We start from the raw sequence: 26,070 nt of genomic DNA, 5'->3' as shown, positions 1-26,070 counted from the left end.
GATTGCTGCACGGCTGATGAGGTCACGGGACCCGTAGGAGCGAGGCTTGCCCGCGATGAGGCCTTAACCTACCACCCGGTTTCGCCCTTCGGCCTTGGCCTGGTACAGCGCCTTGTCGGCCATCGAGCACAGCGCTTCCAGGCTGGACTTCGGCGTGCCCGCCCAGGTGCTGAGGCCGATGCTGATGGTGATCGGCGAGGCACCGTCCCGGATCGGCGGCAGGCGCTCGATCGCCACGCGGATATGCTCGGCGATACGCCGGGCGCCTTCGTTATCGGTCTCCGGCAGGACCACGGCGAACTCTTCGCCGCCGTAGCGTGCGGCCAGGTCGCCGGGACGACGGATATTGTCACTGATCACCCGGGCCACGATGCGCAGGGCTTCATCGCCGAGCGGGTGGCCGTAGCGGTCGTTGAAGGCCTTGAAGTGATCCACGTCCAACATCAGCAGCGACAGGGCGCTGTGGGAGCGTTGCGCGCGTCCCCATTCGCGGGCCAGGGTCTGGTCCAGGCTGCGGCGGTTGTCCAAACCGGTGAGCGCGTCAGTGGCGGCCAGTTGCGCGAGTTCCTGCTCGGCGCTCTGGCGGCGGCGCAATTCCCGGCAAAGCAGCCAGGTCAGCCACAGCAGGCCCAGGCACAGCGCACCGGTAGCGCCGCCGACCACCAGCGCGGTGCGCTGCCAGGAGGCGAAGACTTCATTGCTGGAAAGCGCCACGATCACGATCAGCGGCAGGTCTCCGACCTGGGAGAAGGTATACAGGCGCGGCTGCTGGGTGCTGGACATGCCTTTGAAGCTGCCGTTCCCCTCGCGCAGGATGCGGATGAAATTGGGCCGTTGGCTGAAGTCCTGACCGATCAGGTTGTCCGCTCGCGGTGGTTCCTGGGCCAGCAGGATACCGTCGCGACTGATCAGGTTGACCGAGCTGTCGCGGCCGACATTCAGGCTTTTGAACAATTGGCTGAAGTAGTCCAGGCGCATGGCTGCTTCGGCCACGCCGAGGAACTCCCCGCGCTCGCCGGACACCCGGCGGCTGAAACTGATGCGCCAATCCAGCTCGGGCGGGCGGGCGCGGAACGGTCGGCTGATCAGCATGCCCGGATCAGGGTTATCCACATGGGACTGAAAATACTCCCGGTCGGAAAAGTTGCCCTGGCGCGGTTCGACCGAGGCGGAGTCGGCGAGCACATCGCCGCGCGAGTCGAGCAGCAGGATGTTGCCCTTGTAGGGGGCCGCGGTGGCCCGGTCGAACAGCGCCATATGGCGAATGGTCGGCGATACCTGTTTCAGGTCGTCGCGTTGCGAGGCGCTGATCAGGCCACGCAGGGATACGTCGTACAGCTCGACGTTGCGCAGCACGTCGGCGTCGATCAATTGCACGATGTTGGAAGCCGCGCGGGTGGCGGCCATTTCGGCGCTGCCGCGTTCGCGAATCAGCAAGAAGGTCACGATGCTCAGGATGGAGATGACCATCAGTGAGCTTCCAAGAATCAGCATCCTTTCCGACCGGGTCAAAGTGGTCGTGCTGCGGGGTGTCGCACTACTCACACTCATGGTTCTGACTTCTGCGGTGTGTACGTTTCAGGGGTGGTTCCGGATGAAGCAAGCAGAGTTGCAGAGACCGATCGCGCCTGCGGGCGCATGTATAAATCGCAGACAAAAAAAAGGCCAGCAAAATGATGCTGGCCTTTTGCTTATTCGCGCTTAGAACACACTGAATGGGTAATCGACGATCACCCGGTATTCGTCGGTGTCATTGTCCAGCGCCCCATAACCGTTGCCGCCACGGTTGGTGGCCCACTGCAGGCGGACCGCCAGATCCTTGGCCTGGCCACCCTGCACCACGTACTTGAGGTCAAGGTCGCGTTCCCAATGCCTGGCGTGCTCGCCGCCGGCGCTGTACCAGTTGGCGTAGCCACGGCTGTGCGGGTCGACCTTGGTCAGGTCCAGCTCGCCGCGCGAGTAGGAGAGCGCCGAAGTCAGGCCCGGCAAGCCGAGGCCGGCGAAGTCGTAGGCGTACTTGAGTTTCCACGAACGCTCGTTGGGGCCGTTGAAATCCGAATACTGCTGGGAGTTGTCCAGGTAGATGCTGTCACCCTGGTTGATGTAGTCGAACGGGGTGTTGCCATTCACCCGCTGGTAAGCGGCGGTGAGGCTATGGTGGCCGACGCCCAGGGTGAAATGCAGGCTGTAGGTGTTGTTGTCGATGTCGCCCAGCAGCGCGTCGCCGGTGTCCTGGGTGTGATAGAAGTGCAAGCCCGGGTTCAGGGTCACCCGCTCGTTCAGCGCATAGCTGTAGTCGAGGTCGTAGTAGTACTGGTTCCAGATGTCCTTGAGTTCGGCGGCGTACAGGCTGCTGGTCAGCCCGGGCACGCCGCTCCAGGCCACGCCGGCCCAGTTCAGGTGGCGGCTTTCGTCGCCATTCGCCAGTTTGCCGTAGGCCGTGTCGATACGTCGGCGGCCGCTCTGGTTATAGGGCTTGGTGAAGCTGGCCTGGCCGCCTTCGAGCAGCCAGCCGTCGAAGCTGTGGTTGGCCAGGCTGACCCCGCGGAAGGTCTGCGGCAGCATGCGGCTCTGGCCACCGGCGATCACCGGATTGTTGAGGAACAGATCGCCGGCCTTGAGCTCGGTGTCGAAGGCGCGGATTTTCAGGGTGGCGCCAGCCGTGGAAAACGAGGTCGGCGCTTTGCCGCTGCCATCGCTGACCGGCAGGATGCTCGAGCTGTCGGTTCCGCCACCGCCATCGAGTTTCAAGCCAAGCATGGCGTTGGCATCGATGCCGAAACCGACCGTGCCCTGGGTATAACCCGACTCGAAGATTCCCAGGAAACCCTGGCCCCATTCGATATTGTCGGGAGCCTGCTGGTGGCGATTGCGATTCATGTAGTAGTTGCGGGCGTTGAGCTTGAGGCTTGCGCCTTCGACGAAGCCTTCGGGGCTGGCCTCGTCGGCGGCCTGGACACAGGGGGCGATAGTTGCAGCCATTGCAATGAACAACGGGCTGAGAGTTGAAGTGACCTTCACCGGTAAAAAGCTCCTTGGATGAATGATGACAGTTGTTATTGTCGATTCGGGTGTTTCTTGTTCTGGGTGAAACGAATGAAACAGGCAGTTCTACATGGCAAAAAAAAGCCGCTGTTATCAGCGGCTTTAAGACAACTTACTCCAGGGTTAGAGCAGAGAAGTTGTCGAGGGAAACGAGTCGGTAGCGGGTGTCAGCTGTCCTTCTGAACGTCCGGCTGGCGTTGTTCCGCCGTGATTTCCTGCGGCTGCTTGCCGTTCTGTTGCTTGGCAGCCAGCGCTTCCTGGGCGTCCTGGAAGGCAGCGGCGCGCGCGGCGTTATGCGCGGCGAAAGTCTGCGATTCTTCGGCCATGGCCATAGGGGCCAAGAACAGGGAGGACAAAACAAAGGCGCTGGCAATACCCATACTGTTGGACATTTCTGAAGACCTTCTTGCAGAGCAAGTTCAAATTAGGTGCGACAAAAATATAACTTCAAGACGGCTGGAAAAAGCGCCGAACAGGATAAGCACTGTTACGCCAAAAGCAATAGTTGACACCGCTTCTGTAGGCGCCAGGCTGGCCGGCGATAGAGGTAATGCGATGTATCTGACATGCCGCCATCGCGAGCAATCGAGCGTCGACCACAGAGGAGAGGGAGAGCTCAGATTGGCAGGTAGAGGCCGAAGGTGTTCATGCCGTCATCGCTGCGCACGAACACGTCGCCGCCGTGCATCAGGGCGATGGCCTTGACGATCGCCAGCCCCAGGCCGTGGTTGGCACCGCTGTTGCTGCGGGAGGCGTCGACCCGGTAGAAGCGCTCGAACAGCCGGGGCAGATGCTCGCGTGCGATGGCCTGACCGGGATTGCTCACGCCGATGCTCACCTGGTGTTCCTGCACATCGATCTGCACCCGGATCACCTGCCCGGGCTCGGTGTGCTGCACGGCATTGCTCAGCAGGTTGATCAGCGCCCGGCGCAGGTGGGCGATCTCGATCTGCACCTGGGCATCGCCGCGGACCTCGACCTTGACCTGGGCGTCTTCGAGGATGAAATCCAGGTAGTCCAGGGTGGTCGCCACTTCTCTGGCCAGGGAGGTGCTGGTGAGCTTGGTGGCCTTGCTGCCCTGGTCGGCGCTGGCCAGGAACAGCATGTCGTTGATGATCGAGCGCAGCCGTTCCAGCTCTTCGAGATTGGATTGCAGCACCTCGAAATAATGCTCGGCGGAACGTCCGCGAGTCAGCGCCACCTGGGTCTGGCCGATCAGGTTGGTCAGCGGCGAGCGCAATTCGTGGGCGACGTCGGCATTGAAGGATTCCAGGCGCGAATAGGCTTGTTCCACCCGCTCCAGGGTCGAGTTGAACGAGTTGGCGAACTGCGTCAGCTCCGGCGGCAGCGACGACAGCTGCAGGCGTCCGGAAAGCCTCGGTGGGGCCAGGCGCTGGGCTTCTTCGGACAGCCCGATCAAGGGCTTGAGGCCGATGCGCGCCACCCAGTAACCCAGCGCCGAGGCCAGCAGCACGCCGATGATGGCCAGGCTGATCAGGGCAATCAGCAGTTGGTGCTGGGTCTCGTAGAAGGTCTCGGTGTCGATGGCGATCAGAAAGCGCAGCGGCGGGCGCAGCTCCTTGGCCGGCAGCTGGCTGACCAGCACTTTCAGCGGATAGGGATGCCCGGGCAGGGTCAGGTCGCGCATGCCCAGCGGGCCCTGGGCGAAGCGGCGGATCTGCGGGTCGGGGTTGCCGTATTCGTAGGCGGGATCGCCGCTGACCACCCAGAAACGGATGCGCTTGTCTTCTTCGCTGAGCAGCTTGAGCTTGTTGTTGATCTTGGCCCAGTGCTCCGGGTTGCCGAAGCGCGTCAGGGCCGACTCCAGCACGCTGTAGCGCGCGTCCAGCTCGGCCTCGGGCAGCAGGCCCAGACCCTTGTCCACCTGTTGATAGAGCGCGCCGCCGATCAGCAGGAACACCAGCAGGGCGACCAGGGTGAACAGCCCGCTCAGGCGCAGGGCAATCGAATTACGAGGCACCGCGGTTCTCCAGCACATACCCCATGCCGCGGATGGTGTGCAGCAGTTTCTGCTCGAACGGCCCGTCGAGCTTGGCCCGCAGGCGCTTGATCGCCACCTCGACGACGTTGGCGTCGCTGTCGAAGTTGATGTCCCAGACCATCTCGGCGATCGCGGTTTTCGACAGGATCTCGCCCTGGCGCCGGGCGAGCACACTGAGCAGCGAGAACTCCTTGGCGGTCAGGTCCAGGCGCGTACCAGCGCGGCTGGCCTTGCGGCTGATCAGGTCGATCCACAGGTCGGCGATGCTGATCTGCACCGGTTCGTGGCCGCCGCTGCGGCGGGTCAGGGCCTGCAGGCGCGCCACCAGTTCGAGGAAGGAAAAGGGCTTGCCCAGGTAATCGTCGGCGCCATCGCGCAGGCCCTTGATGCGGTCTTCGACGCGCTCGCGGGCGGTGAGCATGATCACCGGCGTCTGCTTGCGCGCGCGCAGCGCCCGCAGCACGCCGAAGCCGTCGAGGCCGGGCAGCATCACGTCGAGCACGATCACCGCGTAGTCGCCTTCCAGCGCCAGGTGCAGGCCCTCGACGCCGTCGCGCGCGAGGTCCACGGTGTAGCCTTGTTCGGTCAGGCCACGGTGCAGATAGTCCGCGGTTTTCTCTTCGTCTTCGATAATCAGAACGCGCATGACCCCGCCTCAGGATGTGCTTGCCAGCGCTGGCGCTGGTGTGGGCCGATGGAATAGCCGCTCGAGCCACAAGTATATGACCGGAGTGGTGAACAGCGTCAGCGCCTGGCTCACCAGCAGGCCACCGACCACGGCGATCCCCAGCGGCTGGCGCAGCTCGGCGCCGGGGCCATAGCCGAGCATCAGCGGCAAGGCGCCGAGCAAGGCGGCGAGGGTGGTCATGATGATCGGCCGGAAACGGGTGATACAGGCCTGGTAGATCGCCTCCTGCGGCGACAGCCCGCCCTTGCGCTGGGCTTCGAGGGCGAAGTCGATCATCAGGATGCCGTTTTTCTTGACGATGCCGATCAGCAGCACCAGGCCGATCAGGGCCATGATCGAGAAGTCCTGGCCCAGCAGCCAGAGCATGATCAGCGCGCCAAGGCCGGCCGAGGGCAGGGTGGAAATGATCGTCAGCGGGTGGACGAAGCTCTCGTAGAGCACACCGAGGATGATGTACACCGCCACCAGCGCCGCGAGGATCAGCCACGGCTGGCTGGCCAGGGAACTCTGGAAGGCCTGGGCCGCGCCCTGGAAATTGCCGGCGATGGAGGCGGGCATGCCGATCTGGTTTTTCGCCTGGTCGAGCATGATCACCGCGTCGCCCAGGGCCACGCCGGGGGCCAGGTTGAACGACAGGTTGGCGGCCGGGAACATGCCGTCGTGGGCGATGGACAACGGGCCGACGGTGGGCGGGTCGACCTTGGCCAGCGCCGACAGCGGCACCATCTCGCCGCTCAGGGGCGAGCGCAGGTAGAAGTAATTCAGGCTCTCGGCCTTGCCGCGCTGCCGGGCGTCCAGTTCGAGGATCACGTTGTACTGGTTGGTCTCGGTCTGGAACTCATTGACCTGGCGCTGGCCGAAGGCGTCGTAGAGCGCTTCGTCGACGTCGGTGGCGGTCAGGCCGAAACGCGCCGCGGCGCTGCGGTCGATGCTGATATGGGTGATGCTGCCGCCCAGTTGCAGGTCGTTGGACAGGTCGCGAAAGGCCGGGTTGGCCCGCAGTTTTTCCGTCAGGCGCTGGGTCCAGGTATTCAGCGTCGGCCCGTCGTTGCTCTTGAGCACGTACTGGTACTGGCTGCGGCTCGGCCCGGAGCTGAGGTTGATGTCCTGGCCGGCCCGCAGGTACAGGACGATGCCCGGGACCTTGGCCAGCTGCGGGCGAATGCGGTCGATGAACTGGCTGGCTGAGACGTCCCGCTGGCCGCGGTCCTTGAGGGCGATCCAGAAGCGGCCGTTGGCGATGGTCTGGTTGTTGCCGGTGACGCCCACCGAGTGGGAGAAGGTTTCCACCGCCGGGTCGGCGCCGAGGATCTTCGCCAGGGCCAGGTGTTTTGCCACCATGTCCGGGTAGGAGATGTCGGCCGCCGCTTCGCTGGTGCCGAGCACGAAGCCGGTGTCCTGGACCGGGAAGAAACCCTTGGGAATGAAGACATAGCCGGCGATGGCCAGGCCCAGGGTCAGGCCGAACAGGCCGAGCATCAGCCGTTGATGGGCCAGGGCTCGGCGCAGCCCGCGCTCGTAGAGTGCCAGCAGGCGTTCGCCGAAGCCCGGGCGATCATGGGGATGATCAGTCGGCGCGCGCATGAACAGCGCCGCCAGGGTCGGCGCCAGGGTCAGCGACACCACCACCGAAATCAGGATGGTCGAGGTGGCGGTCAGGGCGAACTCCTTGAACAGCCGCCCGACCACGCCGCCCATGAACAGCAGGGGAATGAACGCGGCGATCAGCGAGAAGCTGATGGACACCACGGTGAAGCCGATTTCGCCGGCGCCCTTGATCGCCGCCTCGCGCATGCCGTCGCCGGCCTCCAGATGGCGATGGATGTTCTCCACCACGACAATCGCGTCGTCGACCACGAAGCCCACCGAGATCACGATCGCCACCAGGGTCAGGTTGTTCAGGCTGAAGCCCATCACATACATCAGCGCGAAACTGGCCACCAGCGACACCCCGAGCACACTGGAGACGATCAGCGTCGCCGACAGCTGGCGCAGGAACAGCGCCATCACCGCCACCACCAGCAGCACCGCGATCAGCAGGGTGATTTCCACTTCATGCAAGGACGCGCGGATGGTCTTGGTGCGGTCCGAGAGCACGGTCACGTCCACCGAGGCCGGCAGCATGGCCTCCAGGCGCGGCAACTCGCCCTGGATACGGTCCACGGTGTCGACGATGTTGGCCCCCGGCTGGCGGAAGATCACCAGGTTGAGCCCCGGCTGGTCGTTGGACCAGGCCTGCACGTAGGCGTTTTCCGGGCCGCTGATGACCCGGGCGACGTCCTTGAGCTGCACCGGTGCGCCGTTCTTGTAGGAGACGATCAACTGGCCGTAGTCCTCGGGATGGAACAGCTGGTCGTTGGTCGACAGGGTCGAGATGCTCGACTCGCCATACAGCGCGCCCTTGGCCAGGTTGAGGCTGGCCTGCTGCAGGGCGACGCGGATATCGGCCAGGGTCAGGCCGATGGCCGCCAGCCGGTCGGGCGAGGCCTGGACGCGGATCGCCGGGCGTTGCTGGCCGGTGATGTTGATCAGGCCGACACCGTCGATCTGGCTGATCTGCCGGGCCAGCAGGGTTTCCACGTAGTCGCTCAGTTCAGTACCGGGCATCTGCGTGGAACTGATGCTGAGGATCAGCACCGGGCTGTCCGCCGGGTTGACCTTGCGCCAGGTGGGCAGGCTCGGCATGTCGTCGGGCAGCTTGCCCGAGGCGGTGTTGATCGCCGCCTGTACTTCCTGGGCGGCGGTGTCGATGCTCTTGTCTAGGGTGAATTGCAGGGTCAGGTTGGTCGAGCCCAGGGCGCTGCTGGAGGTCATCTGGGTCATGCCGGGGATGGCGCTGAACTGCACCTCCAGCGGTGTGGCCACCGAGGACGCCATGGTTTCCGGGCTGGCGCCGGGCAGTTGCGCGGTGACCTGGATGGTCGGGAATTCGGCCTCCGGCAGCGGCGCTATGGGCAGCCGGGGAAAGGCGATGGCGCCCAGTAGCACCAGGGCGAAGGTCAGCAGCAGGGTGGCGACCGGATGGTCGACGCACCAGGCGGATATCGAGCCGTGGCCCTTCATGGCTGTGGCTCCGCGTTCGCCGCCTGGATCTGTTGCGGCGGTTCGCTGAGCACTTCGATATGTGAGCCGGCCTTGAGCCGCGACTGGCCGTCACTGACCAGCAGGTCGCCGGCCTGCACGCCCTTGATGATGTTCTGGCCGCTGTCCTGATAGACCATCTGCACCGGGACGATTTCCACCTTGTCGTCCTTGACCCGATACACAAAGTGTTTGTCCAGGCCGCGTTGCACCACGCCGGGCGGTACCACCAGGGCGGCTTTTTCCACGGCGGTCTGGATCTTGATGGTCACCAGTTGGCCGGGCCAGAGCTTTTGCCCGGGGTTGCTGAATTCGGCCTTGGCGCGGATGGTCCCGGTGTTGGTGTCGATCTGGTTGTCGATCAGGCTCAGGTGGCCTTCGCCCAGGCGCTCGCCCGTGTCGGAGTTGGTATCGGCGCCCAGGTAGGCGTCCACCGAGGCCGGGTGCTCGGCGACCAGCAGCCCCTGCAGGGTCGGCAGCATCTGTTGCGGCAAGGAAAACTCGACCGCGATCGGGTCGATCTGGGTCACCGAGAACAGGCCCTGGGTATCGCTGGTGCGCAGGAAATTGCCTTCGTCGACGGTGCGGATGCCGACGCGGCCGGACACCGGCGAGCGGATCTGGGTATAGGACAGCTGCACCTGCGCCGCATCGATGGCGGCCTGGTTGCCCTGGACGCTGGCCTTGAGCTGGTTGACCAGCGCCTGCTGCTGGTCGTAGGTCTGCTTGGACACGCCATCATCCACCGACAGCAGCTTGTAACGCTTGAGGTTGACCTGGGCCACTTGCAGTTGTGCCTGGTTTTCCGCCAGTTGCGCCCGGGCCTGGTCAAGGCTGGCGCGGATCGAGCGGTCGTCGATGGTCGCCAGCAGGTCGCCGGCCTTGACCAACTGGCCTTCCTTGACCAGCAGCCGGCTGAGGATGCCGTCCACCTGGGGGCGAATCACCACGCTGTGCAGCGACAGCACCGAGCCGATGCCACTGACATGCCGCGGTACATCCTGCTGGGCGACGCTGATCACCCGCACCGGCACGGCGGTCGGCGCCGCCAGTTTGGGGCTGGGCGGCTTGAGCAGGGACCACAGGCCAGCGGCGGCGAGAACGGCGAGCACGCCTGCGAGCACAAGGGTTGTTTTTCGATTACGCATGGACGCCAGCGCCGGGGGGGCAGGGGGACGGGAAGATGGCCAGAATCGATGGCCCCTTTATAGCCGGCCGACCCGGTCAGCAACGTGACGCCTGCCTGACAGCGCTGTCAGCAAAGGCCGACCGATGACCTTTGGCCGATGACGGTCGCGGCCGCTCAACGATCCGTAACGCGGGTATACTGCCGGCCTTCGCGGCCCGCTTCCCCGGGCCCGGCCTTTGCTTTTCACCCGGAGCTTCCATGACTACCCCAGCACAACCGCCTGTGTCCGACGCGCCCAGCGCCGACCAGGTCGACGACGCCAGCGCGCCTGGCGAAGGCAAGCCGGCGATCGCGCCGTTCAAGTTTCCGTTCAAGCCGTCCGAGTTCGCCCAGGCCAAGAATGCCCAGCAACCCTGGTACAAGAACGGCGCCACCAACGGCCACACCAAGACCCCAGGCGCGGCGCCACCCGGCACCCGCCGCTCGATGGGCAAGCGCTGAGTCCAAGCTTCTGTAGCCGCTGCCGAAGGCTTGGGCCGCGTTCGGACGATCGACCGCGAAGCGGGCGCACGACCTTAAGATCGCCGAAGACCTTCGGCCTTATCGCAGCCTGCGGCAGCGGCTACAAGTTCCGCGAATGCCGCGATATCCCAATCCGTGCAGCCGCTGCCGCAGGCTGCGTACGAGCGGCGCGCTCGCAACGATTTGACGGACACCGGAGACTCTGCGGGTCAGCGGCAGGGCTTCATGCTGCCCGCAGGGAAATGAAGGCGTAGGTGAGCGGCGCCTCGGTCACCACCTGGGCGCCGGCGTCCTGCACCTGCTCGGCAATGTCTTCACCGGATACATGGAACAGCCACTCGCCGGCCGGCGCCGCCAGCGGTTGCGCCTGGACCCGCTCGATGGCTTCGGCCAGGGCGGCCATGTCCGGCAGGTAGGCGGTAAAGCCATCGCCCTTGAGGGCGGTGGTGTGAATGCCCAGCAGTTGGCAGATGGCTTGTTTGCTGTGGATATCGTCGCGGTCGGCCTGGCGCGAGCGCTGGATCAGTTCGGCCAGTTCCTGGTCCACCAGCTCACCGCCGACAATCAGCTGCGGGCCTTTTTCCCAGGACTCGGGCGGGCAATCCTTGATCGCCGGGTTGAGCGGGATGTGCGGATTGATTTCCATCGGGTAGATACGGCACACCAGCGGCCGGCGCTCATAGATCCGGCACAGCTGGTCTTCGTCAAGATTCCGGCAGGGGCCGACGTTGTAGGCGGCGAAGGTGATCGCCACGTGGGCCTGGGCATTGCCGCTGGGCACCACGCAGGAACGCCGTTCGGCGTGCTCGCGCTGCTGGGCTGGCAGCCCCAGGCCATTGCTCAGGAACCCTTCCACCAGCACGATCACCTGGCCGCCATCCAGCGCCCACTGGCGGGCTTCGCCGAGGGTCAGGGGAACGTGATGATCGTTGCAGCACTTGCCGCAGCCTACGCAGGAAAAACGAGTATTCATTGAGCCGGCAGCCATAGTCGAAAGGCGGAAGCGGCGACGGAATGACTCACATCGCCCTCTAAATAGCGCTCTCGAAGCAAGTTATGCGCCAGTCACCGGCCCTTGGCCTCGAGGGCGGGACGGATCGAATCCCACTCGGTGACGTGGACGCTCTTGCGCTGTTTGTCGTACAGGCACAGTTCCACGCCAATCTGGCCCTTCATGTGTTTTTGCGGGTACTGGCCCTGGAGCAGCAACGCGCTGTAGCCGACCCGGTCGTCGAACTGTGCGGCGTTGCCCAGCACTTTGACATTCTTCAACTGACTGGCCTTGGTGCAGCTGGCCCGTACCTGCTTGTCGAAGGTCGCCCAGGCGTCCGGGCTGGAGGCCTGGGCCTGGCTGGCGAGGAGGGTGGTGAGGCAGGCGAAGCTCAGGGACAGGGCATTCATGGCGGGGCGCTCCTTCGTTCACGAGTGTGCGCGGGAGTATGCCTGAGGCGCCGACGATGAAAGATATTCCTGTAGCCGCTGCCGCAGGCTCGGGCCGCGTTCGGACGATCGGCCGGAACGGCCGCGGCGATCTTGAAATCGCTGAAGGTCCTGCGGACCTTATCGCAGCCTGCGGCAGCGGCTACAGGTTACAGCGGCGTGTGGGGAACCTGCTCACGGCGGATCGCGACCATGCCGACGCTGTCGTACAGCCCGCGGGCTCGCTGGTTGTCTTCCAGCACCCGCAGGTCGACAAAGGCTTCGCGGCGCTGGCGGAAGACCTCGAAGGCCTGCAGCAGCAAGGCCCGTCCCAGGCCCTGGCCGCAGGCCCGCGGATGCACCACCAGGTCCTTGATATAGGCGCTGGTCCAGCACTGGATCACCCCGACGACGCCCTCGGCATCCTGCGCCACCAGGCACAGTTGCGGGTCGTATTCGGCGTCGCTTTCGAAACGCTGGCGCCAGCTGTCCAGCTCCGGCACGCGCCCGCCGCCGTCCTGGTAGCCAAGGTGCATCAGGCCATGCACCGCTTCGGCCAGTTCCGGCCGATAGCTGTCGAGGCTGAAGGCGGCCGGCCAACTGGCGGGATTCGATTGCCCGGTCAGGTCGCGGCGCATCAGCAGGCAGTAGTCGTCGGCCATGGCTCAGGCGCTCTGGGCGGCGACGTGACGGGCCGCTTCGATCAGGCAGCGGGTCAGGTCCGGCGAGGAGAACTTGGTCAGCACCGCGTTGGCGCCGGCCAGGCGGGCCTTTTCCGCGTTCATGGCACTGTCCAGCGAGGTATGCAGCAAGACGTAGAGGTGGGCGAAGTCCGGGGTCTCGCGCAGGGTGCGGGTCAGGGCGTAACCGTCCATCTCCGACATCTCGATGTCCGAGACGATCAGGTTGATCTCCTGGGCGGTGCCTTGCAGGTCCAGCAGGCAGTCGATGGCCTCCTTGGCGCTGCGCGCGGTGTGGCATTGCAGGCCGAGGTTACGCAGGGTATGCACCGACTGCTGCAGGGCCACCTGGCTATCGTCGACCACCAGGATCCGCGCGTTACCCAGCAGTTCGGCGTCTTGCATGCTCAGCTCGGTCGGCGCGGTTTCGATCTGCGCCGGGGCGATGCCATGGATGACTTTCTCGATGTCCAGCACCTGCACCAGGGTGCCGTCGACCTGGGTGACCCCAGTGATGTAGGACTTGACCCCGCCGGAGCCATAGGGCGGCGGGCGGATATCGGTGGTCAGGCAATGCACGATCTTGCTCACCGCCTGCACATGCAGGCCCTGCTTGGAGCGGCTGACGTCGGTGACGATCAGGCAGCCGCCCTCCGGGTCTTCCAGCGGCCGTTCGCCGATGGCCCGGCTCAGGTCGATGACCGACAGCGAATTGCCGCGCAGGGTGGCGATGCCTTTCACGTGCGGGTGCGATTCCGGCAGTTTGGTCAGCGGTGGGCAGGGAATGATTTCACTGACTTTGAGCAGGTTGATCGCCATCAGCTTGCCGCTGCGCAAGGTGAACAGCAGAAGCGAAAGAGAGTCTGCGCGGGCTTTGTTGGAAGACATAAAAACCTTCTGTGGAAAAAAGGTGGTTCGCGCCATGGGCCGCGAACAGCTAGCGATAACGGGTTATCGACGCGCAAAGGGCTGGCTTTAGGCTTAATCCCAATATCCGCGACCCGCGCAATCCGTAGCCGCTGCCGAAGGCTGCGATCGAGGACGCAGTCCTCGCAAGATCAGCCACTGCGTCGTTTCGGTCATACCTCATGTATCGGGTTCATGGCCGTTTCGTGGCAATGCCGCCCAAGCCGATCGCAGCCTTCGGCGGCTACAGGTGAGTCACTTCAAGCCTAGCCTCTTGGCCATGCGCCCCAGGTTGGCGCGGTCCAGTCCCAGCTCGCGGGCGGCGCTGGCCCAGTTGTGCTGGTGGCGCTCAAGGCAGGCACTGATCAGTTGGCGCTGGTAGTTTTCGGTGGCCTGCCGTAGATCGCCGGTGCCGGGAAGGTCGGCCATGGCCGTCGCAGCCGGGGGCTGGGGCGTGAGCGGCGCCGAGGCGTCCGGCAGGTCCAGGTCGGTGGCGCTCAGGCTGAGGATCTTCGGTCGTTCGCGGCAATTGCCCAGGGCCTTGAGGGCGCTGCGGCCGATCAGGTGTTCCAGCTCACGCACGTTGCCCGGCCAGGCGTAGGCCAGCAGCGCCGCCTGGGCATCGCTGGTCAGGCGCAGGCTGCCCAGGCCCATGCGCGAGCGATTCTGTTCGAGGAAGTAGCCGCTGAGCAGCAGCACATCGCGGCCGCGGTCGCGCAGGGCCGGCACCAGCAGCGGGTAGACGCTGAGGCGGTGATAGAAGTCCGCGCGATAGCGGCCGCTGCGCACTTCTTCGGCCAGGTCGCGGTTGGTGGCGGCGATCAGCCGCACGTCGACCTGATGTTCCTGGTCCGACCCCAGGCGTTGCAGCTGGCCGCTTTGCAGCACGCGCAGCAGCTTGGCCTGGACGGTCAGCGACAACTCGCCCACCTCATCGAGAAACAGCGTGCCGCCATTGGCCAGCTCGAATTTGCCGCGGCGGTCGTTGGTGGCGCCGGTAAAGGCGCCCCGCACATGGCCGAACAGTTCGCTTTCCACCAGGGTATCGGGCAGGGCGGCGCAGTTGAGGCTGATGATCGGTTTGTCGGCACGGGGCGAGGCGGCGTGGATGGCCTGGGCCACCAGTTCCTTGCCGACCCCGGTTTCACCGGTGATCAGCACCGTCAGGTCGCTGCCGCCGACCAGGCCGATTTCCTCCAGCAGGCGTTTGTGGGCTTTGCTCTGGCCGATCATCTCGCGGTTCTGGCCGCTGGCCTGGCGATAGACCTCGGCGCGCTGGTGTTCGTCTTCGGCGCGCAGGGCCAGGCGCTCGATGCGCTCGGCGGCGTTGACGGTCGCCGCCGCCAGGCTGGCGAATGCCTGCAGGGCATCCAGTTCGATGGGTTCGAAGCGCTGTGGGTCGAGGGCATCCAGGGTCAGCAGGCCCCAGGGGCGCTCGTCGATAAACAGCGGGCAGCCCATGCAGTCGTGGACTTCCAGGTGTTCGTGCAGGCCATCCACCAGGCCGTCGTAAGGGTCCGGCAACTCGCTGTCGCTGGCGAAGCGGGTAGGGCCGGGGTGGCTGAGCAGGGCGGCGAAACGCGGGTGTTCGCTGACCTTGAAGCGTCGGCCCAGGGTGTCGGTGCTCAAGCCGTCCACCGCCAGCGGCACCAGCCATTCGCCATCCAGGCGCAGCAGCGCGGCGGCGTCGCAGGGCAGCAGGGCGCGCATGGCTTCCAGCAGGCGGCGGTAGCGTTCGCCTTCGGGCAGTTCGCGGGACAGGTCGGAGACCAGGGGCAACAAGGCGGTGAGCAGGGATTTTGCGGTCATAATGACTCCGTATGGTCTTAATGACTATAAGTGCGGCTTTGTCGATATGACTACAATTATTTCAACTAATTGATTTATATGGTTTTTATTTTTGGCACGAAAACTGATTGGTAAAGGGCAACCTGCAAGTAGTCAGAAAGCTCAGGAGTTGTACTTATGCTTAGCGTCGAAGATCGTGCCATCATCAAATCCACCGTACCGTTGCTGGAAAGCGGTGGCGAAGCCCTGATCACCCACTTCTACCGGATGATGCTCTCCGAGTATCCGCAAGTGCGCCCGCTGTTCAACCAGGCGCACCAGGCCAGCGGCGACCAGCCACGGGCCCTGGCCAATGGCGTATTGATGTACGCCCGGCACATCGACCAGCTCGACCAATTGGGCGATCTGGTGGCGAAGATCATCAACAAGCACGTGGCCCTGCAGATCCTGCCGGAGCATTACCCGATCGTCGGCAGTTGCCTGTTGCGCGCCATTTCCGAAGTGCTGGGCGAAGAGATCGCCACGCCGGCGGTGATGAACGCCTGGGGCGCGGCCTATAACCAGCTGGCGGACATCCTGATCGGTGCCGAAGGCGCGATCTACGACCAGAAGGCCCAGGCCCCGGGCGGCTGGCGTGGTGCGCGGGAGTTCAAGCTGGTCCGCCGCGAGCAGGAGAGCGCGGAAATCACCTCGTTCTATTTCGAGCCTGTGGATAACGGCCCGATTCTCGCTGCCGAGCCGGGGCAGTACATCGGCATGCAGCTGTTCCTCGAGGGTGAGGAAATCCGCCGCAATTACTCGCTGTCGGCCCTGTCCGACGCCGGCCAGTACCGCATCAGCGTCAAGCGCGAGGCCGGTGGCCGCGCTTCCAACTACCTGCACGACCAACTGCAGATCGGTGCCAGCATCCAGCTGTTCCCGCCAGCGGGCGAATTCACCCTGGCGGACAGCGACAAGCCGCTGGTGCTGATCAGTGGCGGCGTCGGTATCACCCCGACCCTGCCGATGCTCGAAGCCGCGTTGGCCACCGAGCGTCCGGTGCACTTTATCCACTGCGCGCGCAACGGTGGGGTGCATGCGTTCCGCGATTGGGTCGACGGCCTGGCCGCGCGTCATCCACAACTCAAGCGCTTCTACTGCTACGCCGAAGACGACGGCGTCAGCCCGGCGGCGGACAAGGTCGGCCTGCTGAGCCAGGAGCAACTGGCCGAATGGTTGCCGCAGGAGCGTGACCTGGACGCCTACTTCCTCGGCCCGAAAGCCTTCATGGCGGCGATCAAGCGCCACCTCAAGGCCCTGGGCGTACCGGAAAAACAAAGCCGCTACGAGTTCTTCGGCCCGGCCGCGGCGCTGGAGTGACCCCTCCGGCCAGCCTCCGCCCGGAGGCTGGCCTCTTTGTAGCCGCTGGCGCAGCCTGCGATCGAGCGTGCAGCGCTCGCAATGCTTTCCCCCGAGTACTCAGGCAAACCGCGAGCTCAGGCCTGGCGGTCGCTGCGCAACCGATCGCAGGCTGCGCCAGCGGCTACAGGGGCGCACTCGTAAAAATCCTTTAAAGGTTAATCCGTTCTTAACCTGTTTATCGTTAATTCCCCGATGCTGATGATAGGCGCTCGTTCGCACTGATCAGGATCATCCCATGCAACTCTCAGCCATTTCCCACATCGCCCTGGCCGCAACCCTGCTCGCCAGTCCCCTGGTTTTCGCCGAGCCGACCTTGCTTCAACCGCAGACCCTGATCGCCGATCAGAGCCTGCCCAAGGCCCAGCGTGAAGCCATGGAGCTGGCCGCGCGGCGCTACGGCAGTTTCTGGAACAGCGGCGATGAAAGCCTGGCCAGGGCCGCGCTGGCGGAGAATTTCGTCGATATGACGCCGCCTGCAGGGCGGGTCCAGGGGCCGACGGGGCCGCTACTGGCGTCGCGGTTCTTTCGCACGGCGGTGCCGGACCTGAGCGCAGACATCGAGCAGATGATCGTGGCCGGGGATCGGGTGGTGCTGCACCTGCATTTTCGCGGGCACTTCAGCGGGACCTTCAATGCACTCAAAGGTCATGGTCAGCGTGTAGACTTCCGGGCAACCGACATCTATCAGATCGCCGATGGCCGGATCACCGCCAATTGGCATATCGAAGACAACCTCAGCCTGATGCAGCAGTTGCAAACGCTGCCGTCGGGTTGAGCCACAGACAGAAAGGAATTGAGGATGACTGACGACACACTGCGTTTGGGGCGCGAGCGACGTTTTCTGGTGTTGCTGGGGGTTATCTGCCTGGCGCTGATCGGCGGCGCGCTGTACATGCAGGTGGTGCTGGGCGAGGCGCCGTGCCCGTTGTGCATCCTGCAGCGCTACGCGTTTCTGCTGATCGCGATTTTCGCCTTCATCGGCGCGGCCATGCGCAGCCGTCGCAGCCTCACCGTGCTGGAAGCGCTGGTAGTGATCAGCGCGCTGTTCGGGGCGGCGGTGGCGGGGCATCACGTCTACACCCAGGCCCATCCTGCGGTCAGTTGCGGCATCGATGTGTTGCAGCCGATCGTCGACAGCCTGCCGCTGGCGACCGTCTTCCCGCTGGGGTTCCAGGTCGATGGTTTCTGCTCCACGCCGTACCCGCCGGTGCTGGGCCTGTCCCTGGCGCAGTGGGCGCTGGTGGCCTTTGTGCTGACCCTGGTGCTGGTGCCGCTGGGCATCATTCGTAACCGTCGCAAGAGCGCCTGACCCGGCGCAAAAAGCCCCGGTCCCGATGTTCGGGGCCGGGGCTTTTTTGCGTGTAGGACAATGTGTGAAGGGGGCGTGATATGGGGCAATCGGATGCGCGATAAAAGTGCGACATGTTGTCACATGGTGATGTCGCAGCTGTGTTTCAGAGGATGACGTCGAGACGATTTTTCTTGCGCCAGGAGCGAAAAAAGTCTGTCAGTTCGTGTCGGCGCGGTGAACGGCCAGGCAAGCATAGCCTGCTATCTAAATAAATCGGTTCAGCCCTCGTTTTACAAGGGGTAGCGCGATGCCATCGGTGGATTTTGTACGGGTGAAAGGCGCCTTTTTCGACTTGGCTGGAAGGTGTTTTTGGGGCTTTTTATTGCGAATGAATCTCGATATGATCGCGACCCGTTGCAATAATCGCCACGCATTGTTGCGCGAGCCGATAAAAATTATTTCGGGATAAGACATGGTTTATAAAACGCTACATATCTACAATCGCCCGCACTGAATTTCCGGCGCTGCTCACCCCTGAGCATACGGCGGCGGTCGAGGGGCGTTGGACGCTCCATGCGACCCCAGGTGTCGGCACCTTCCAAATATCCGCACCAAATGGAATTGGTCTGTAAAAGGCCTTTGACCACGAATTCGAATAAGAACTCACTGCTAGCCCAGGATTTGTCAAACAACGCGTAACGCGTCGGGCAGGCCCTTATTCAATCGAAGAAAAAATGCCAACCCTTGGCACGGTGAAGTGTTGGCGATCAAAACCCAACTGCATGGCGCAAGCTGCTTTAGAGGTCGTGAGATGAGTAAAAACAGGTACCCCCGATTACTAGGCTTTTTGCCGCTGCTTGGCATGATGTTAATGCTGGGAGGCTGCAAGTGGACCTTGCTCGACCCGAAGGGACAGGTCGGTCTGGATGAGCGAAACCTGATCATCACCGCTACCCTGCTGATGCTGCTGGTCGTGATTCCGGTGATCGTGATGACCTTCGCGTTCGCCTGGAAATACCGCGCGTCCAACACCAACGCGACCTACGCGCCCAAGTGGTCGCACTCCACCAAGATCGAAATCGCGGTGTGGCTGGTCCCGATCCTCATCATCATTGCCCTGGGTTATGTGACCTACAAGTCCACCCACGCGCTGGACCCGTATCGTCCGCTGGAATCCGACGTCAAGCCGATCAACATCGAAGTGGTCGCGCTGGACTGGAAGTGGCTGTTCATCTACCCGGACCAGGGTATCGCCACTGTTAACCAGATCCGGTTCCCGGAGCACACTCCGCTGAACTTCAAGATCACCTCCGACGCTGTGATGAACTCGTTCTTCATCCCAGCCCTGGGCGGCCAAATCTATGCGATGGCAGGCATGCAGACCAAGCTGCACCTGATCGCCAACCAGAAAGCTGAAATGGAAGGCATCTCCGCTAACTACAGTGGCGCTGGCTTCACCGGCATGAAATTCAAAGCGATCTCGACGAGCCAGGAAGATTTCGACGCCTGGGTAGCCGAAGTCAAGGCCGCACCTAAACAGCTTGATCAAGCTGAATACGAAGCCCTTGCCAAGCCAAGCCAGAACAACCCTGTCGCGCTGTACTCCTCGTACACGCCGGACCTGTTTCAGAAAATTGTCGACAAGTATGAAGGCATGAAACCAGGCGCACCGGTCAAGCACGAGAAGAAAGAAGTGGCCGCTGTGGAAGGGACTGACATGAGCTCGCATTCAGCTGCTGGGGCAGAGGAGTAAACGATGTTTGGTAAATTAAGTCTGGACGCGATACCGTTCCACGAGCCGATTGTCATGGTGACCGTTGCCATGATCATCCTCGGTGGTCTGGCGCTTGTCGCGGGTATCACGTACTTCAAGAAATGGTCCTACCTATGGACCGAATGGCTGACTTCGGTCGACCACAAGAAAATCGGCGTGATGTACATCATCGTCGCCATGGTCATGCTCCTGCGCGGCTTCGCCGACGCGATCATGATGCGTACCCAGCTGGCCATGGCCACCGAGGGTTCGCCGGGCTACCTGCCTCCTGAACACTATGACCAGATCTTCACCGCCCACGGTGTGATCATGATCATCTTCATGGCGATGCCTTTCTTCACCGGCCTGATGAACCTTGCAGTGCCGCTGCAGATCGGTGCGCGTGACGTTGCCTATCCGTTCCTCAACTCCCTGAGCTTCTGGCTGCTGGTTTCCGGCGTCGTGCTGATCAACCTGTCCCTGGGCGTCGGCGAATTCGCCAAGACCGGCTGGGTTGCCTATCCGCCGCTGTCGGGCCTGCAATACAGTCCGGGCGTGGGTGTCGACTACTACATCTGGGCGCTACAGCTATCAGGGCTAGGGACGACGCTGACGGGGGTCAACTTCCTGGCCACCGTGCTGAAAATGCGTACCCCTGGCATGAAGATGATGGACATGCCGATCTTCACCTGGACCTGCACCTGGGCCAACGTGCTGATCGTGGCTTCGTTCCCGATCCTGACCGCTACCCTGGCACTGCTGACCCTCGACCGTTACATGGATTTCCACATTTTCACCAATGAACTTGGTGGCAATCCAATGATGTACGTGAACCTGTTCTGGGCTTGGGGTCACCCTGAGGTGTACATCCTGATCCTGCCGGCGTTCGGTATCTTCTCCGAAGTCATCTCGACCTTCTCGGGCAAGCGCCTGTTCGGCCACCACTCGATGATCTACGCTTCCGGCGCGATCTCGGTACTGGGCTTCATGGTCTGGCTGCACCACTTCTTCACCATGGGTTCGGGGGCCAGCGTCAACGCCTTCTTCGGCCTGGCGACCATGCTGATTTCCATCCCGACGGGGGTGAAGCTGTTCAACTGGCTGTTCACCATCTACCACGGCCGTCTGCGTATCACCAGCCAGGTCCTGTGGACCCTGGGCTTCATGGTGACCTTCGCCATCGGCGGCATGACCGGCGTACTGCTGGCCATCCCGGGTGCTGACTTCGTACTGCACAACAGCCTGTTCGTGATCGCGCACTTCCACAACGTGATCATCGGTGGTGCCGTGTTCGGCTACATCGCCGGTTTCAGCTTCTACTTCCCGAAAGCGTTCGGCTTCAAGCTGCACGAAGGCTGGGGCAAGGCTGCATTCTGGTTCTGGATCTCGGGCTTCTTCGTCGCGTTCATGCCGCTCTATGCACTGGGCTTCATGGGCATGACCCGTCGTCTGAACGCCACGACCAACCCTGAGTGGGTGCCGTACCTGTACGTCGCCATGTTCGGTGCGGTGATGATCGCCATCGGTATCGCCTGCCAGCTGATCCAGCTGTACGTCAGCGTGCGTGATCGCAAGCAGAACCAGACTGTTTCCGGCGACCCGTGGAATGCCCACACCCTGGAATGGTCGACTTCGTCGCCACCGCCGTTCTACAACTTCGCCGTACTGCCGAAGGCCAATGGCATCGACCCGTTCACCGAAGCCAAGGAAAACGGTACCGCGTACCAGAAGCCTGCTCGCTATGAACCGATCCACATGCCGAACAACACCGCCACCGGCCTGGTGATGGGTGCTCTGTTGACCGTCTTCGGTTTCGCGATGATCTGGCACATCTGGTGGCTGGCGATCGCTAGCCTGGCCGGTACCGTGATCTATTTCGTGATCCACGCGGCTCGCGATGATCAAGGCTACATGGTGCCGGTCGACGTGATCGAACGCATCGAAGCCGAGCAGCACGCTCGCCTGGTAGCCGAGAAGAAGATTCCGGCCAACCGTGTAGAAACCTCGTTGGAACAGGCTTAAACCATGTCGAACTTAGTGACCAATGCTGGACACACCCATGTCGATGACCATGGGCACGATGACCATCACCACGACTCGGGCGAGATGACCGTATACGGTTTCTGGCTCTACCTGATGACCGACTGCATTCTGTTTGCGTCGATCTTCGCGGTGTACGCGGTACTGGTAAATAACGTAGCGGGTGGCCCGTCGGGCCACGACATCTTCGAACTGCCTTACGTGCTCGGCGAAACCGCCTTGCTGCTGTTCAGTTCGATCACCTACGGCTTCGCCATGCTGGCGTTCTTCCGGGGCAACAAGAAGCAGGTCCTGGGCTGGCTGGCCCTGACCTTCCTGTTCGGCCTGGGCTTCATCGGCATGGAGATCAACGAGTTCCACCTGCTGATCTCCGAAGGCTACGGCCCTAGCCGCAGTGGCTTCCTGTCCGGGTTCTTCACCCTGGTCGGCACCCACGGTCTGCACGTGACCGCCGGCCTGATCTGGATGGCGATCATGATGTATCAGGTCAACAAGCACGGCCTGACCGCAACCAACAAGACCCGCCTGAGCTGCCTGAGCCTGTTCTGGCACTTCCTGGACGTGGTCTGGATCTGCGTCTTCACCGTTGTTTACCTGATGGGGACTATGTAATGGCTAATGCACACTCCCATGACAGCCATGATGCGGGCCACGGCAGCGTAAAGTCGTACGCCATCGGCTTCATCCTGTCGGTGATCCTGACGATCATCCCGTTCGGCCTGGTGATGTACCCGACCCTGCCGAAATCCATCACCCTGATGATCGTGCTCGCCTTCGCGGTGATCCAGGTCCTGGTTCACTTGGTGTACTTCCTGCACCTGGACCGCTCCGAGGCCCAGCGTAACAACGTGATCGCGTTCGTCTTCGCTGCCCTGGTGATCGTCCTGCTGGTTGGTCTGTCGTTGTGGATCATGTTCAGCATCCACACCTACATGATGGCGAAGTGAGGTAAGACCCGATGTCGCTCAAGCACTTTATCCAAATCACCAAACCGGGGATCATTTTCGGTAACGTGCTTTCTGTGGCGGGCGGTTTTTTCCTGGCCTCCAAGGGACATGTCGATCTGGCCATCTTCCTGGCCGCGATGATCGGCACGTCCCTGGTGGTGGCTTCCGGTTGCGTGTTCAACAACTGCATCGACCGTGACATCGACCTGAAGATGGAACGCACCAAGAACCGTGTGCTGGTCCAGGGCCTGATCTCCCTGAAAGTGGCACTGGTCTACGCGACCATCCTGGGTGTCGCCGGCGTTGCGTTGTTGTACAAGGTGGCCAATCCGCTGGCGGCGCTGTTTGCCGTGATCGGCTTCGTCATCTACGTCGGCTTCTACAGCCTGTACCTCAAGCGCAAGTCGGTGCACGGCACGCTGGTGGGCAGCCTGTCGGGGGCGATGCCGCCGGTGATCGGCTACGTGGCCGTGAGCAACAGCTTCGACATGGCCGCGCTGACCCTGCTGGTGATGTTCAGCCTGTGGCAGATGCCGCATTCCTATGCCATCGCGATCTTCCGCTTCAACGATTACCTGGCCGCATCGATTCCGGTGCTGCCAGTGAAGCGCGGCATCCTGGTGGCCAAGAAGCACATCCTGCTCTACATCCTGGCGTTCCTGGTGGCGACTCTGATGCTGACCTTCAGCGGGTATGCCGGCATGAGCTACCTGGCCGTCGCGGCCGCGATGGGCATGTACTGGCTGTACATGGCCTGGACCGGCTACAAGGCGGTGGACGACACCGTCTGGGCGCGCAAGCTGTTCGTGTTCTCGATCTTCACCATCACCGCGCTGAGCGTGATGATGTCCCTGGATTTCAAGGTACCGAGCGAGCTGCTGCTGACCTACGCGCCATAAGCTGCAAACGCTATGAAAAAGCCCCGCCTTCGAGAGAAGCGCGGGGCTTTTTTATTGAGTGTCAGTCAGTGGGCTGTTTAAATATTCAAATGACTCTATTCATGCAGGAAGCAGAATGATGAAGAAAAAAGCTGTTGTCGTATTCAGTGGCGGGCAGGACTCGACGACCTGTCTGATCCACGCATTGCCGCTCTATGATGAAGTGCACTGCATTACCTTTGATTACGGTCAGCGCCACCGCGCAGAAATCGAAGTGGCGCAGCAACTCGCGAAGCAATTGGGGGCGACAGTCCACAAAGTGCTGGATGCCTCGCTACTCAATGAATTGGCGATCAGCAGTCTCACTCGGGACAATATCCCGGTTCCTACGGTGAACAGTTCGGGCGAAAGCCTGCCCAGCACTTTCGTACCGGGAAGGAATATTCTGTTTCTGACCCTGGCCTCTATCTATGCCTACCAGGTAAAGGCTGAAACGGTCATTACCGGGGTATGTGAAACGGACTTCTCCGGCTATCCCGATTGCCGTGACGAGTTTGTAAAGGCCTTGAACAAGGCCGTCGAGTTGGGCATGGAATACCGCCTGCGCCTTGAGACTCCGCTGATGTGGCTGAACAAGTCGGAGACTTGGGCGCTGGCGGATCATCACCATCAGTTGAGCCTGGTTCGCGAGCAGACCCTGACCTGCTACAACGGCGTTATCGGCAGCGGCTGTGCCAATTGCGATGCATGCAATCTTCGCAGCAGAGGGCTGAATGAATATCTGGGGAACAAGGCAGAAGTCATGAACAGCTTGAGAAGCAAGATGAACCTGCAATGAAGGCTTGATCGACCGTCTCAATGGAGTTCAACACTGCATCTGCCTGCTGGATGAGTGTTGAATCCATCAGCTCGAGCCAAGCGTGGTCGTACTATTTTGCCTGGCTGTCCGTTATGTATTTCTTGAACAGTGACCTTGCGCCATAGGCAGGCAAGATGTTGAAGAAGGCAAAACATACCTTGATCGCGATCTGCACATAAATCATGTTCAGGATGTCGTTGTTCTCCATCGAGCCGTAAAAGGCAATGTAGCAAAACACGAAGCTGTCAATAATGACCGCGAACAGCGTGCTCAAGAATATCCGCAGGAACAGGAATCTGGAGTTGGTCAGCTCTTTTATTTTGCATAGCAAGTAAGAGTTTATGTTTTCCGAAACCAGGAACGAGACCGAAGATGCCACCAGCACGGATGACACATGAATGATGACGTCGTTGTACGGGGTGTCGAGCTTCCAGCCCGGCAGGCCGGGAAGAAAGGTCGAGCCATACAGAAGGACGATAATCATGGCGTTGCTGGCGAAGGCAAAGAAGATCGCTTTTCTTGCCAGCCTGAGGCCAAAGTTTTCGTTCAACAGGTCAACGATCAGGAAGGTCAGAGGGTAAAGAAAGGTGCCCGGAGTGATAATGATGCCAAGTGATTCAAGATAAATGGGCTTGGTGGCGGCAATGCTGGTGAATATATAAAATGTAAAGAGCAGTAGATTCAGGATGATATAAATCATCCATGAGCTTTCGTGGCGGTCATTCAGGTCGTATGCAGTAAGTGCTCCTCCTTGGGAGTAGAGCTTCTTGTAAATATTTTTAACTTCCATTTTGTTCAGGTTTTCCATTATTTCGCTGTTAAGCACTTCGCTTAATTTGATCTTTATGACTTTGCCTGTGGCGATGATCATGATCACGGCCAGGTTCTTGTTGTTTTCAAAGCCCAGAAGTTTGTATTTGCTGTTCTCGAGTTCGCCTTCATAAGCTGTCATTGAATCGCTCCTCGATGATGTCACCCACCACAAATACTCGATCTGAGTCGGAGCATGGCTCATTGATGATGAACAGCTTTTTTGTCTGCCTGTCGTAAACCAGTTTTTCCTTGTCGTCGGTCGATGTGCCCTTTTGAATGATCAACAGGTCACCGGCCTCGTACAGGCCCTTGATCTCATTCTCGAGCAGCACCGCTATCAAGTTGTAGGATGCGCCGAAGTAATAGGTCAGTGGATGAAGTATGGCCAGTTCGCCAATCCGTTTGTCCATGTTGATCATCAGCAGGCTTTCCTTGAGGATCGGAACCGCCGCCGGGTTCATGTTTCCTTGTGGGGAAATACTGCTGTCGATGATCTCCTTCTCTTCAAAATCGACGGTTTCTATTTCTTCATAGGAGACACCGAAGAAATCGGAGATTTTGCGAATGGTGGATTGCTGTACGTTGCTGACCTTGCCTTCCAGGATGTTGTATATGGTCGTTCGGGTCAGGCCGCTGGCATTGCACAAAGACAGTTGCGTCTCGCCGCGACTTTTTATCAGGTATTTGATGTTGCTCTTCAAATACTCTGTTCTTTCTCTTCTGTGCATCAAATGCTCACCATTTCCTTATAGTCGCCACGCATAGGGTCTTTCATGGAATGCGTGCCGTGCATGACATTCAACTGCTCGACGCCAAAGGTGAGAACAG

24 protein-coding genes are annotated in these 26,070 nt (G+C 61.6%); 10 read left to right on the top strand and 14 right to left on the bottom strand.

Going from position 1 to position 26,070, the window contains the following annotated elements; genetic code table 11:
* Positions 1-63 precede the first annotated feature (63 nt).
* The 7 genes from AC07PQ_RS28335 to AC07PQ_RS28305 form a co-directional block, all read right to left on the bottom strand.
* A complete protein-coding gene (locus tag AC07PQ_RS28335) occupies positions 64-1,551 on the bottom strand; it encodes a sensor domain-containing diguanylate cyclase (RefSeq protein ID WP_037033891.1) in 1,488 nt (495 codons plus the stop codon).
* 150 nt (positions 1,552-1,701) lie between these two features.
* Complete coding sequence (locus AC07PQ_RS28330) at positions 1,702-2,982, bottom strand: OprD family porin (RefSeq protein WP_493186610.1); 1,281 nt, start codon at positions 2,980-2,982, stop codon at positions 1,702-1,704.
* A 230-nt stretch (positions 2,983-3,212) separates the two neighbouring features.
* Positions 3,213-3,437: a hypothetical protein gene (locus tag AC07PQ_RS28325; protein ID WP_053262556.1), complete on the bottom strand. Its 225-nt coding sequence runs from the start codon at positions 3,435-3,437 to the stop codon at positions 3,213-3,215.
* 224 nt (positions 3,438-3,661) lie between these two features.
* Complete coding sequence (locus AC07PQ_RS28320; protein WP_493186609.1) at positions 3,662-5,026, bottom strand: heavy metal sensor histidine kinase; 1,365 nt, start codon at positions 5,024-5,026, stop codon at positions 3,662-3,664.
* Entirely contained in the window at positions 5,016-5,693 is a 678-nt protein-coding gene (locus AC07PQ_RS28315; RefSeq protein WP_007922121.1) for a heavy metal response regulator transcription factor, read from the bottom strand. The genes AC07PQ_RS28320 and AC07PQ_RS28315 overlap by 11 nt, the downstream gene beginning before the upstream one ends.
* Before the next feature lie 9 nt (positions 5,694-5,702).
* Positions 5,703-8,798: a multidrug efflux RND transporter permease subunit gene (locus AC07PQ_RS28310; RefSeq protein ID WP_493186608.1), complete on the bottom strand. Its 3,096-nt coding sequence runs from the start codon at positions 8,796-8,798 to the stop codon at positions 5,703-5,705.
* Complete coding sequence (locus AC07PQ_RS28305; RefSeq protein ID WP_493186607.1) at positions 8,795-9,964, bottom strand: efflux RND transporter periplasmic adaptor subunit; 1,170 nt, start codon at positions 9,962-9,964, stop codon at positions 8,795-8,797. Before AC07PQ_RS28305 ends, AC07PQ_RS28310 begins: the two co-directional genes overlap by 4 nt.
* 239 nt (positions 9,965-10,203) lie before the next feature.
* On the opposite strand from AC07PQ_RS28305, the gene AC07PQ_RS28300 reads away from it, so the two are divergent.
* On the top strand, positions 10,204-10,446 hold the full coding sequence (locus tag AC07PQ_RS28300) for a hypothetical protein (protein WP_007922116.1): 243 nt from the start codon (positions 10,204-10,206) through the stop codon (positions 10,444-10,446).
* A gap of 244 nt (positions 10,447-10,690) precedes the next feature.
* Here the strand turns inward: AC07PQ_RS28300 and AC07PQ_RS28295 are convergent, their stop codons facing one another.
* From AC07PQ_RS28295 to norR, 5 genes are all read right to left on the bottom strand, one after another.
* On the bottom strand, positions 10,691-11,440 hold the full coding sequence (locus AC07PQ_RS28295; RefSeq protein WP_493186606.1) for a YkgJ family cysteine cluster protein: 750 nt from the start codon (positions 11,438-11,440) through the stop codon (positions 10,691-10,693).
* A gap of 92 nt (positions 11,441-11,532) precedes the next feature.
* Positions 11,533-11,868: a hypothetical protein gene (locus AC07PQ_RS28290; protein ID WP_493186605.1), complete on the bottom strand. Its 336-nt coding sequence runs from the start codon at positions 11,866-11,868 to the stop codon at positions 11,533-11,535.
* A 188-nt stretch (positions 11,869-12,056) separates the two neighbouring features.
* Positions 12,057-12,548: a GNAT family N-acetyltransferase gene (locus AC07PQ_RS28285; RefSeq protein WP_493186604.1), complete on the bottom strand. Its 492-nt coding sequence runs from the start codon at positions 12,546-12,548 to the stop codon at positions 12,057-12,059.
* A 3-nt stretch (positions 12,549-12,551) separates the two neighbouring features.
* A complete protein-coding gene (locus AC07PQ_RS28280; RefSeq protein ID WP_009045497.1) occupies positions 12,552-13,454 on the bottom strand; it encodes a chemotaxis protein CheV in 903 nt (300 codons plus the stop codon).
* A gap of 273 nt (positions 13,455-13,727) precedes the next feature.
* Positions 13,728-15,281 carry a nitric oxide reductase transcriptional regulator NorR gene (gene norR / locus AC07PQ_RS28275; RefSeq protein WP_493186603.1) on the bottom strand — a complete coding sequence of 518 codons (1,554 nt, stop codon included), beginning with the start codon at positions 15,279-15,281 and terminating at the stop codon, positions 13,728-13,730.
* A 156-nt stretch (positions 15,282-15,437) separates the two neighbouring features.
* Here norR and hmpA point away from each other — a divergent pair, with 156 nt between their 5' ends.
* The 9 genes from hmpA to queC all read left to right on the top strand — a co-directional run bounded on the left by hmpA (position 15,438) and on the right by queC (position 24,408).
* A complete protein-coding gene (gene hmpA, locus AC07PQ_RS28270) occupies positions 15,438-16,619 on the top strand; it encodes an NO-inducible flavohemoprotein (RefSeq protein WP_009045495.1) in 1,182 nt (393 codons plus the stop codon).
* A 277-nt stretch (positions 16,620-16,896) separates the two neighbouring features.
* Positions 16,897-17,436, top strand: coding sequence for an ester cyclase (locus AC07PQ_RS28265; RefSeq protein ID WP_493186602.1), 540 nt, complete (start codon positions 16,897-16,899; stop codon positions 17,434-17,436).
* A gap of 24 nt (positions 17,437-17,460) precedes the next feature.
* Positions 17,461-17,970, top strand: coding sequence for a disulfide bond formation protein B (locus AC07PQ_RS28260; RefSeq protein WP_007929696.1), 510 nt, complete (start codon positions 17,461-17,463; stop codon positions 17,968-17,970).
* 793 nt (positions 17,971-18,763) lie between these two features.
* The gene (gene cyoA / locus AC07PQ_RS28255) at positions 18,764-19,705 is read left to right on the top strand and encodes a ubiquinol oxidase subunit II (RefSeq protein WP_007929698.1); all 942 of its coding nucleotides are present in this window, start codon (positions 18,764-18,766) and stop codon (positions 19,703-19,705) included.
* 3 nt (positions 19,706-19,708) lie between these two features.
* Positions 19,709-21,727, top strand: a complete 2,019-nt coding sequence (gene cyoB, locus AC07PQ_RS28250) for a cytochrome o ubiquinol oxidase subunit I (protein ID WP_007929700.1) — start codon at positions 19,709-19,711, stop codon at positions 21,725-21,727.
* A gap of 3 nt (positions 21,728-21,730) precedes the next feature.
* A complete protein-coding gene (locus AC07PQ_RS28245) occupies positions 21,731-22,357 on the top strand; it encodes a cytochrome o ubiquinol oxidase subunit III (protein WP_007929702.1) in 627 nt (208 codons plus the stop codon).
* Positions 22,357-22,692, top strand: coding sequence for a cytochrome o ubiquinol oxidase subunit IV (gene cyoD / locus AC07PQ_RS28240; RefSeq protein ID WP_007929704.1), 336 nt, complete (start codon positions 22,357-22,359; stop codon positions 22,690-22,692). The genes AC07PQ_RS28245 and cyoD overlap by 1 nt, the downstream gene beginning before the upstream one ends.
* A gap of 11 nt (positions 22,693-22,703) precedes the next feature.
* Positions 22,704-23,591 carry a heme o synthase gene (cyoE, locus tag AC07PQ_RS28235; protein WP_025806166.1) on the top strand — a complete coding sequence of 296 codons (888 nt, stop codon included), beginning with the start codon at positions 22,704-22,706 and terminating at the stop codon, positions 23,589-23,591.
* Between the two features lie 118 nt (positions 23,592-23,709).
* Complete coding sequence (gene queC / locus AC07PQ_RS28230; RefSeq protein ID WP_007929707.1) at positions 23,710-24,408, top strand: 7-cyano-7-deazaguanine synthase QueC; 699 nt, start codon at positions 23,710-23,712, stop codon at positions 24,406-24,408.
* Positions 24,409-24,499: 91 nt separating this feature from the next.
* Here queC and AC07PQ_RS28225 read toward each other — a convergent pair whose 3' ends face one another.
* Together AC07PQ_RS28225 and AC07PQ_RS28220 are read right to left on the bottom strand one after the other, a co-directional pair.
* Positions 24,500-25,381 (bottom strand): queuosine precursor transporter, encoded by an 882-nt coding sequence (locus AC07PQ_RS28225; RefSeq protein WP_493186601.1) that lies wholly within the window; start codon positions 25,379-25,381, stop codon positions 24,500-24,502.
* Positions 25,368-25,970 (bottom strand): helix-turn-helix transcriptional regulator, encoded by a 603-nt coding sequence (locus AC07PQ_RS28220; protein WP_493186600.1) that lies wholly within the window; start codon positions 25,968-25,970, stop codon positions 25,368-25,370. Before AC07PQ_RS28220 ends, AC07PQ_RS28225 begins: the two co-directional genes overlap by 14 nt.
* Positions 25,971-26,070 lie beyond the last annotated feature (100 nt).

The sequence above is a fragment of the Pseudomonas sp. GW821-FHT09E12 genome (assembly GCF_059416085.1).
The sequence above is the reverse complement of the archived record's forward strand: the minus strand, read 5'-3'. Positions and strand labels throughout refer to the sequence as shown.

Bases quoted from the DNA above. Each gene is read 5' to 3' on its own strand.
- AC07PQ_RS28260 (WP_007929696.1), top strand. From the start codon at position 17,461: ATGACTGACGACACACTGCGTTTGGGGCGCGAGCGACGTTTTCTGGTG.
- queC (WP_007929707.1), top strand. From the start codon at position 23,710: ATGAAGAAAAAAGCTGTTGTCGTATTCAGTGGCGGGCAGGACTCGACG.
- AC07PQ_RS28280 (WP_009045497.1), bottom strand. From the start codon at position 13,454: ATGTCTTCCAACAAAGCCCGCGCAGACTCTCTTTCGCTTCTGCTGTTC.
- hmpA (WP_009045495.1), top strand. From the start codon at position 15,438: ATGCTTAGCGTCGAAGATCGTGCCATCATCAAATCCACCGTACCGTTG.
- AC07PQ_RS28335 (WP_037033891.1), bottom strand. From the start codon at position 1,551: ATGAGTGTGAGTAGTGCGACACCCCGCAGCACGACCACTTTGACCCGG.
- AC07PQ_RS28310 (WP_493186608.1), bottom strand. From the start codon at position 8,798: ATGAAGGGCCACGGCTCGATATCCGCCTGGTGCGTCGACCATCCGGTC.
- cyoA (WP_007929698.1), top strand. From the start codon at position 18,764: ATGAGTAAAAACAGGTACCCCCGATTACTAGGCTTTTTGCCGCTGCTT.
- AC07PQ_RS28325 (WP_053262556.1), bottom strand. From the start codon at position 3,437: ATGTCCAACAGTATGGGTATTGCCAGCGCCTTTGTTTTGTCCTCCCTG.
- AC07PQ_RS28330 (WP_493186610.1), bottom strand. From the start codon at position 2,982: ATGGCTGCAACTATCGCCCCCTGTGTCCAGGCCGCCGACGAGGCCAGC.
- cyoB (WP_007929700.1), top strand. From the start codon at position 19,709: ATGTTTGGTAAATTAAGTCTGGACGCGATACCGTTCCACGAGCCGATT.
- AC07PQ_RS28245 (WP_007929702.1), top strand. From the start codon at position 21,731: ATGTCGAACTTAGTGACCAATGCTGGACACACCCATGTCGATGACCAT.
- AC07PQ_RS28305 (WP_493186607.1), bottom strand. From the start codon at position 9,964: ATGCGTAATCGAAAAACAACCCTTGTGCTCGCAGGCGTGCTCGCCGTT.
- AC07PQ_RS28225 (WP_493186601.1), bottom strand. From the start codon at position 25,381: ATGACAGCTTATGAAGGCGAACTCGAGAACAGCAAATACAAACTTCTG.
- AC07PQ_RS28290 (WP_493186605.1), bottom strand. From the start codon at position 11,868: ATGAATGCCCTGTCCCTGAGCTTCGCCTGCCTCACCACCCTCCTCGCC.
- AC07PQ_RS28300 (WP_007922116.1), top strand. From the start codon at position 10,204: ATGACTACCCCAGCACAACCGCCTGTGTCCGACGCGCCCAGCGCCGAC.
- AC07PQ_RS28265 (WP_493186602.1), top strand. From the start codon at position 16,897: ATGCAACTCTCAGCCATTTCCCACATCGCCCTGGCCGCAACCCTGCTC.
- AC07PQ_RS28295 (WP_493186606.1), bottom strand. From the start codon at position 11,440: ATGAATACTCGTTTTTCCTGCGTAGGCTGCGGCAAGTGCTGCAACGAT.
- AC07PQ_RS28285 (WP_493186604.1), bottom strand. From the start codon at position 12,548: ATGGCCGACGACTACTGCCTGCTGATGCGCCGCGACCTGACCGGGCAA.
- AC07PQ_RS28315 (WP_007922121.1), bottom strand. From the start codon at position 5,693: ATGCGCGTTCTGATTATCGAAGACGAAGAGAAAACCGCGGACTATCTG.
- AC07PQ_RS28220 (WP_493186600.1), bottom strand. From the start codon at position 25,970: ATGCACAGAAGAGAAAGAACAGAGTATTTGAAGAGCAACATCAAATAC.
- cyoD (WP_007929704.1), top strand. From the start codon at position 22,357: ATGGCTAATGCACACTCCCATGACAGCCATGATGCGGGCCACGGCAGC.
- cyoE (WP_025806166.1), top strand. From the start codon at position 22,704: ATGTCGCTCAAGCACTTTATCCAAATCACCAAACCGGGGATCATTTTC.
- norR (WP_493186603.1), bottom strand. From the start codon at position 15,281: ATGACCGCAAAATCCCTGCTCACCGCCTTGTTGCCCCTGGTCTCCGAC.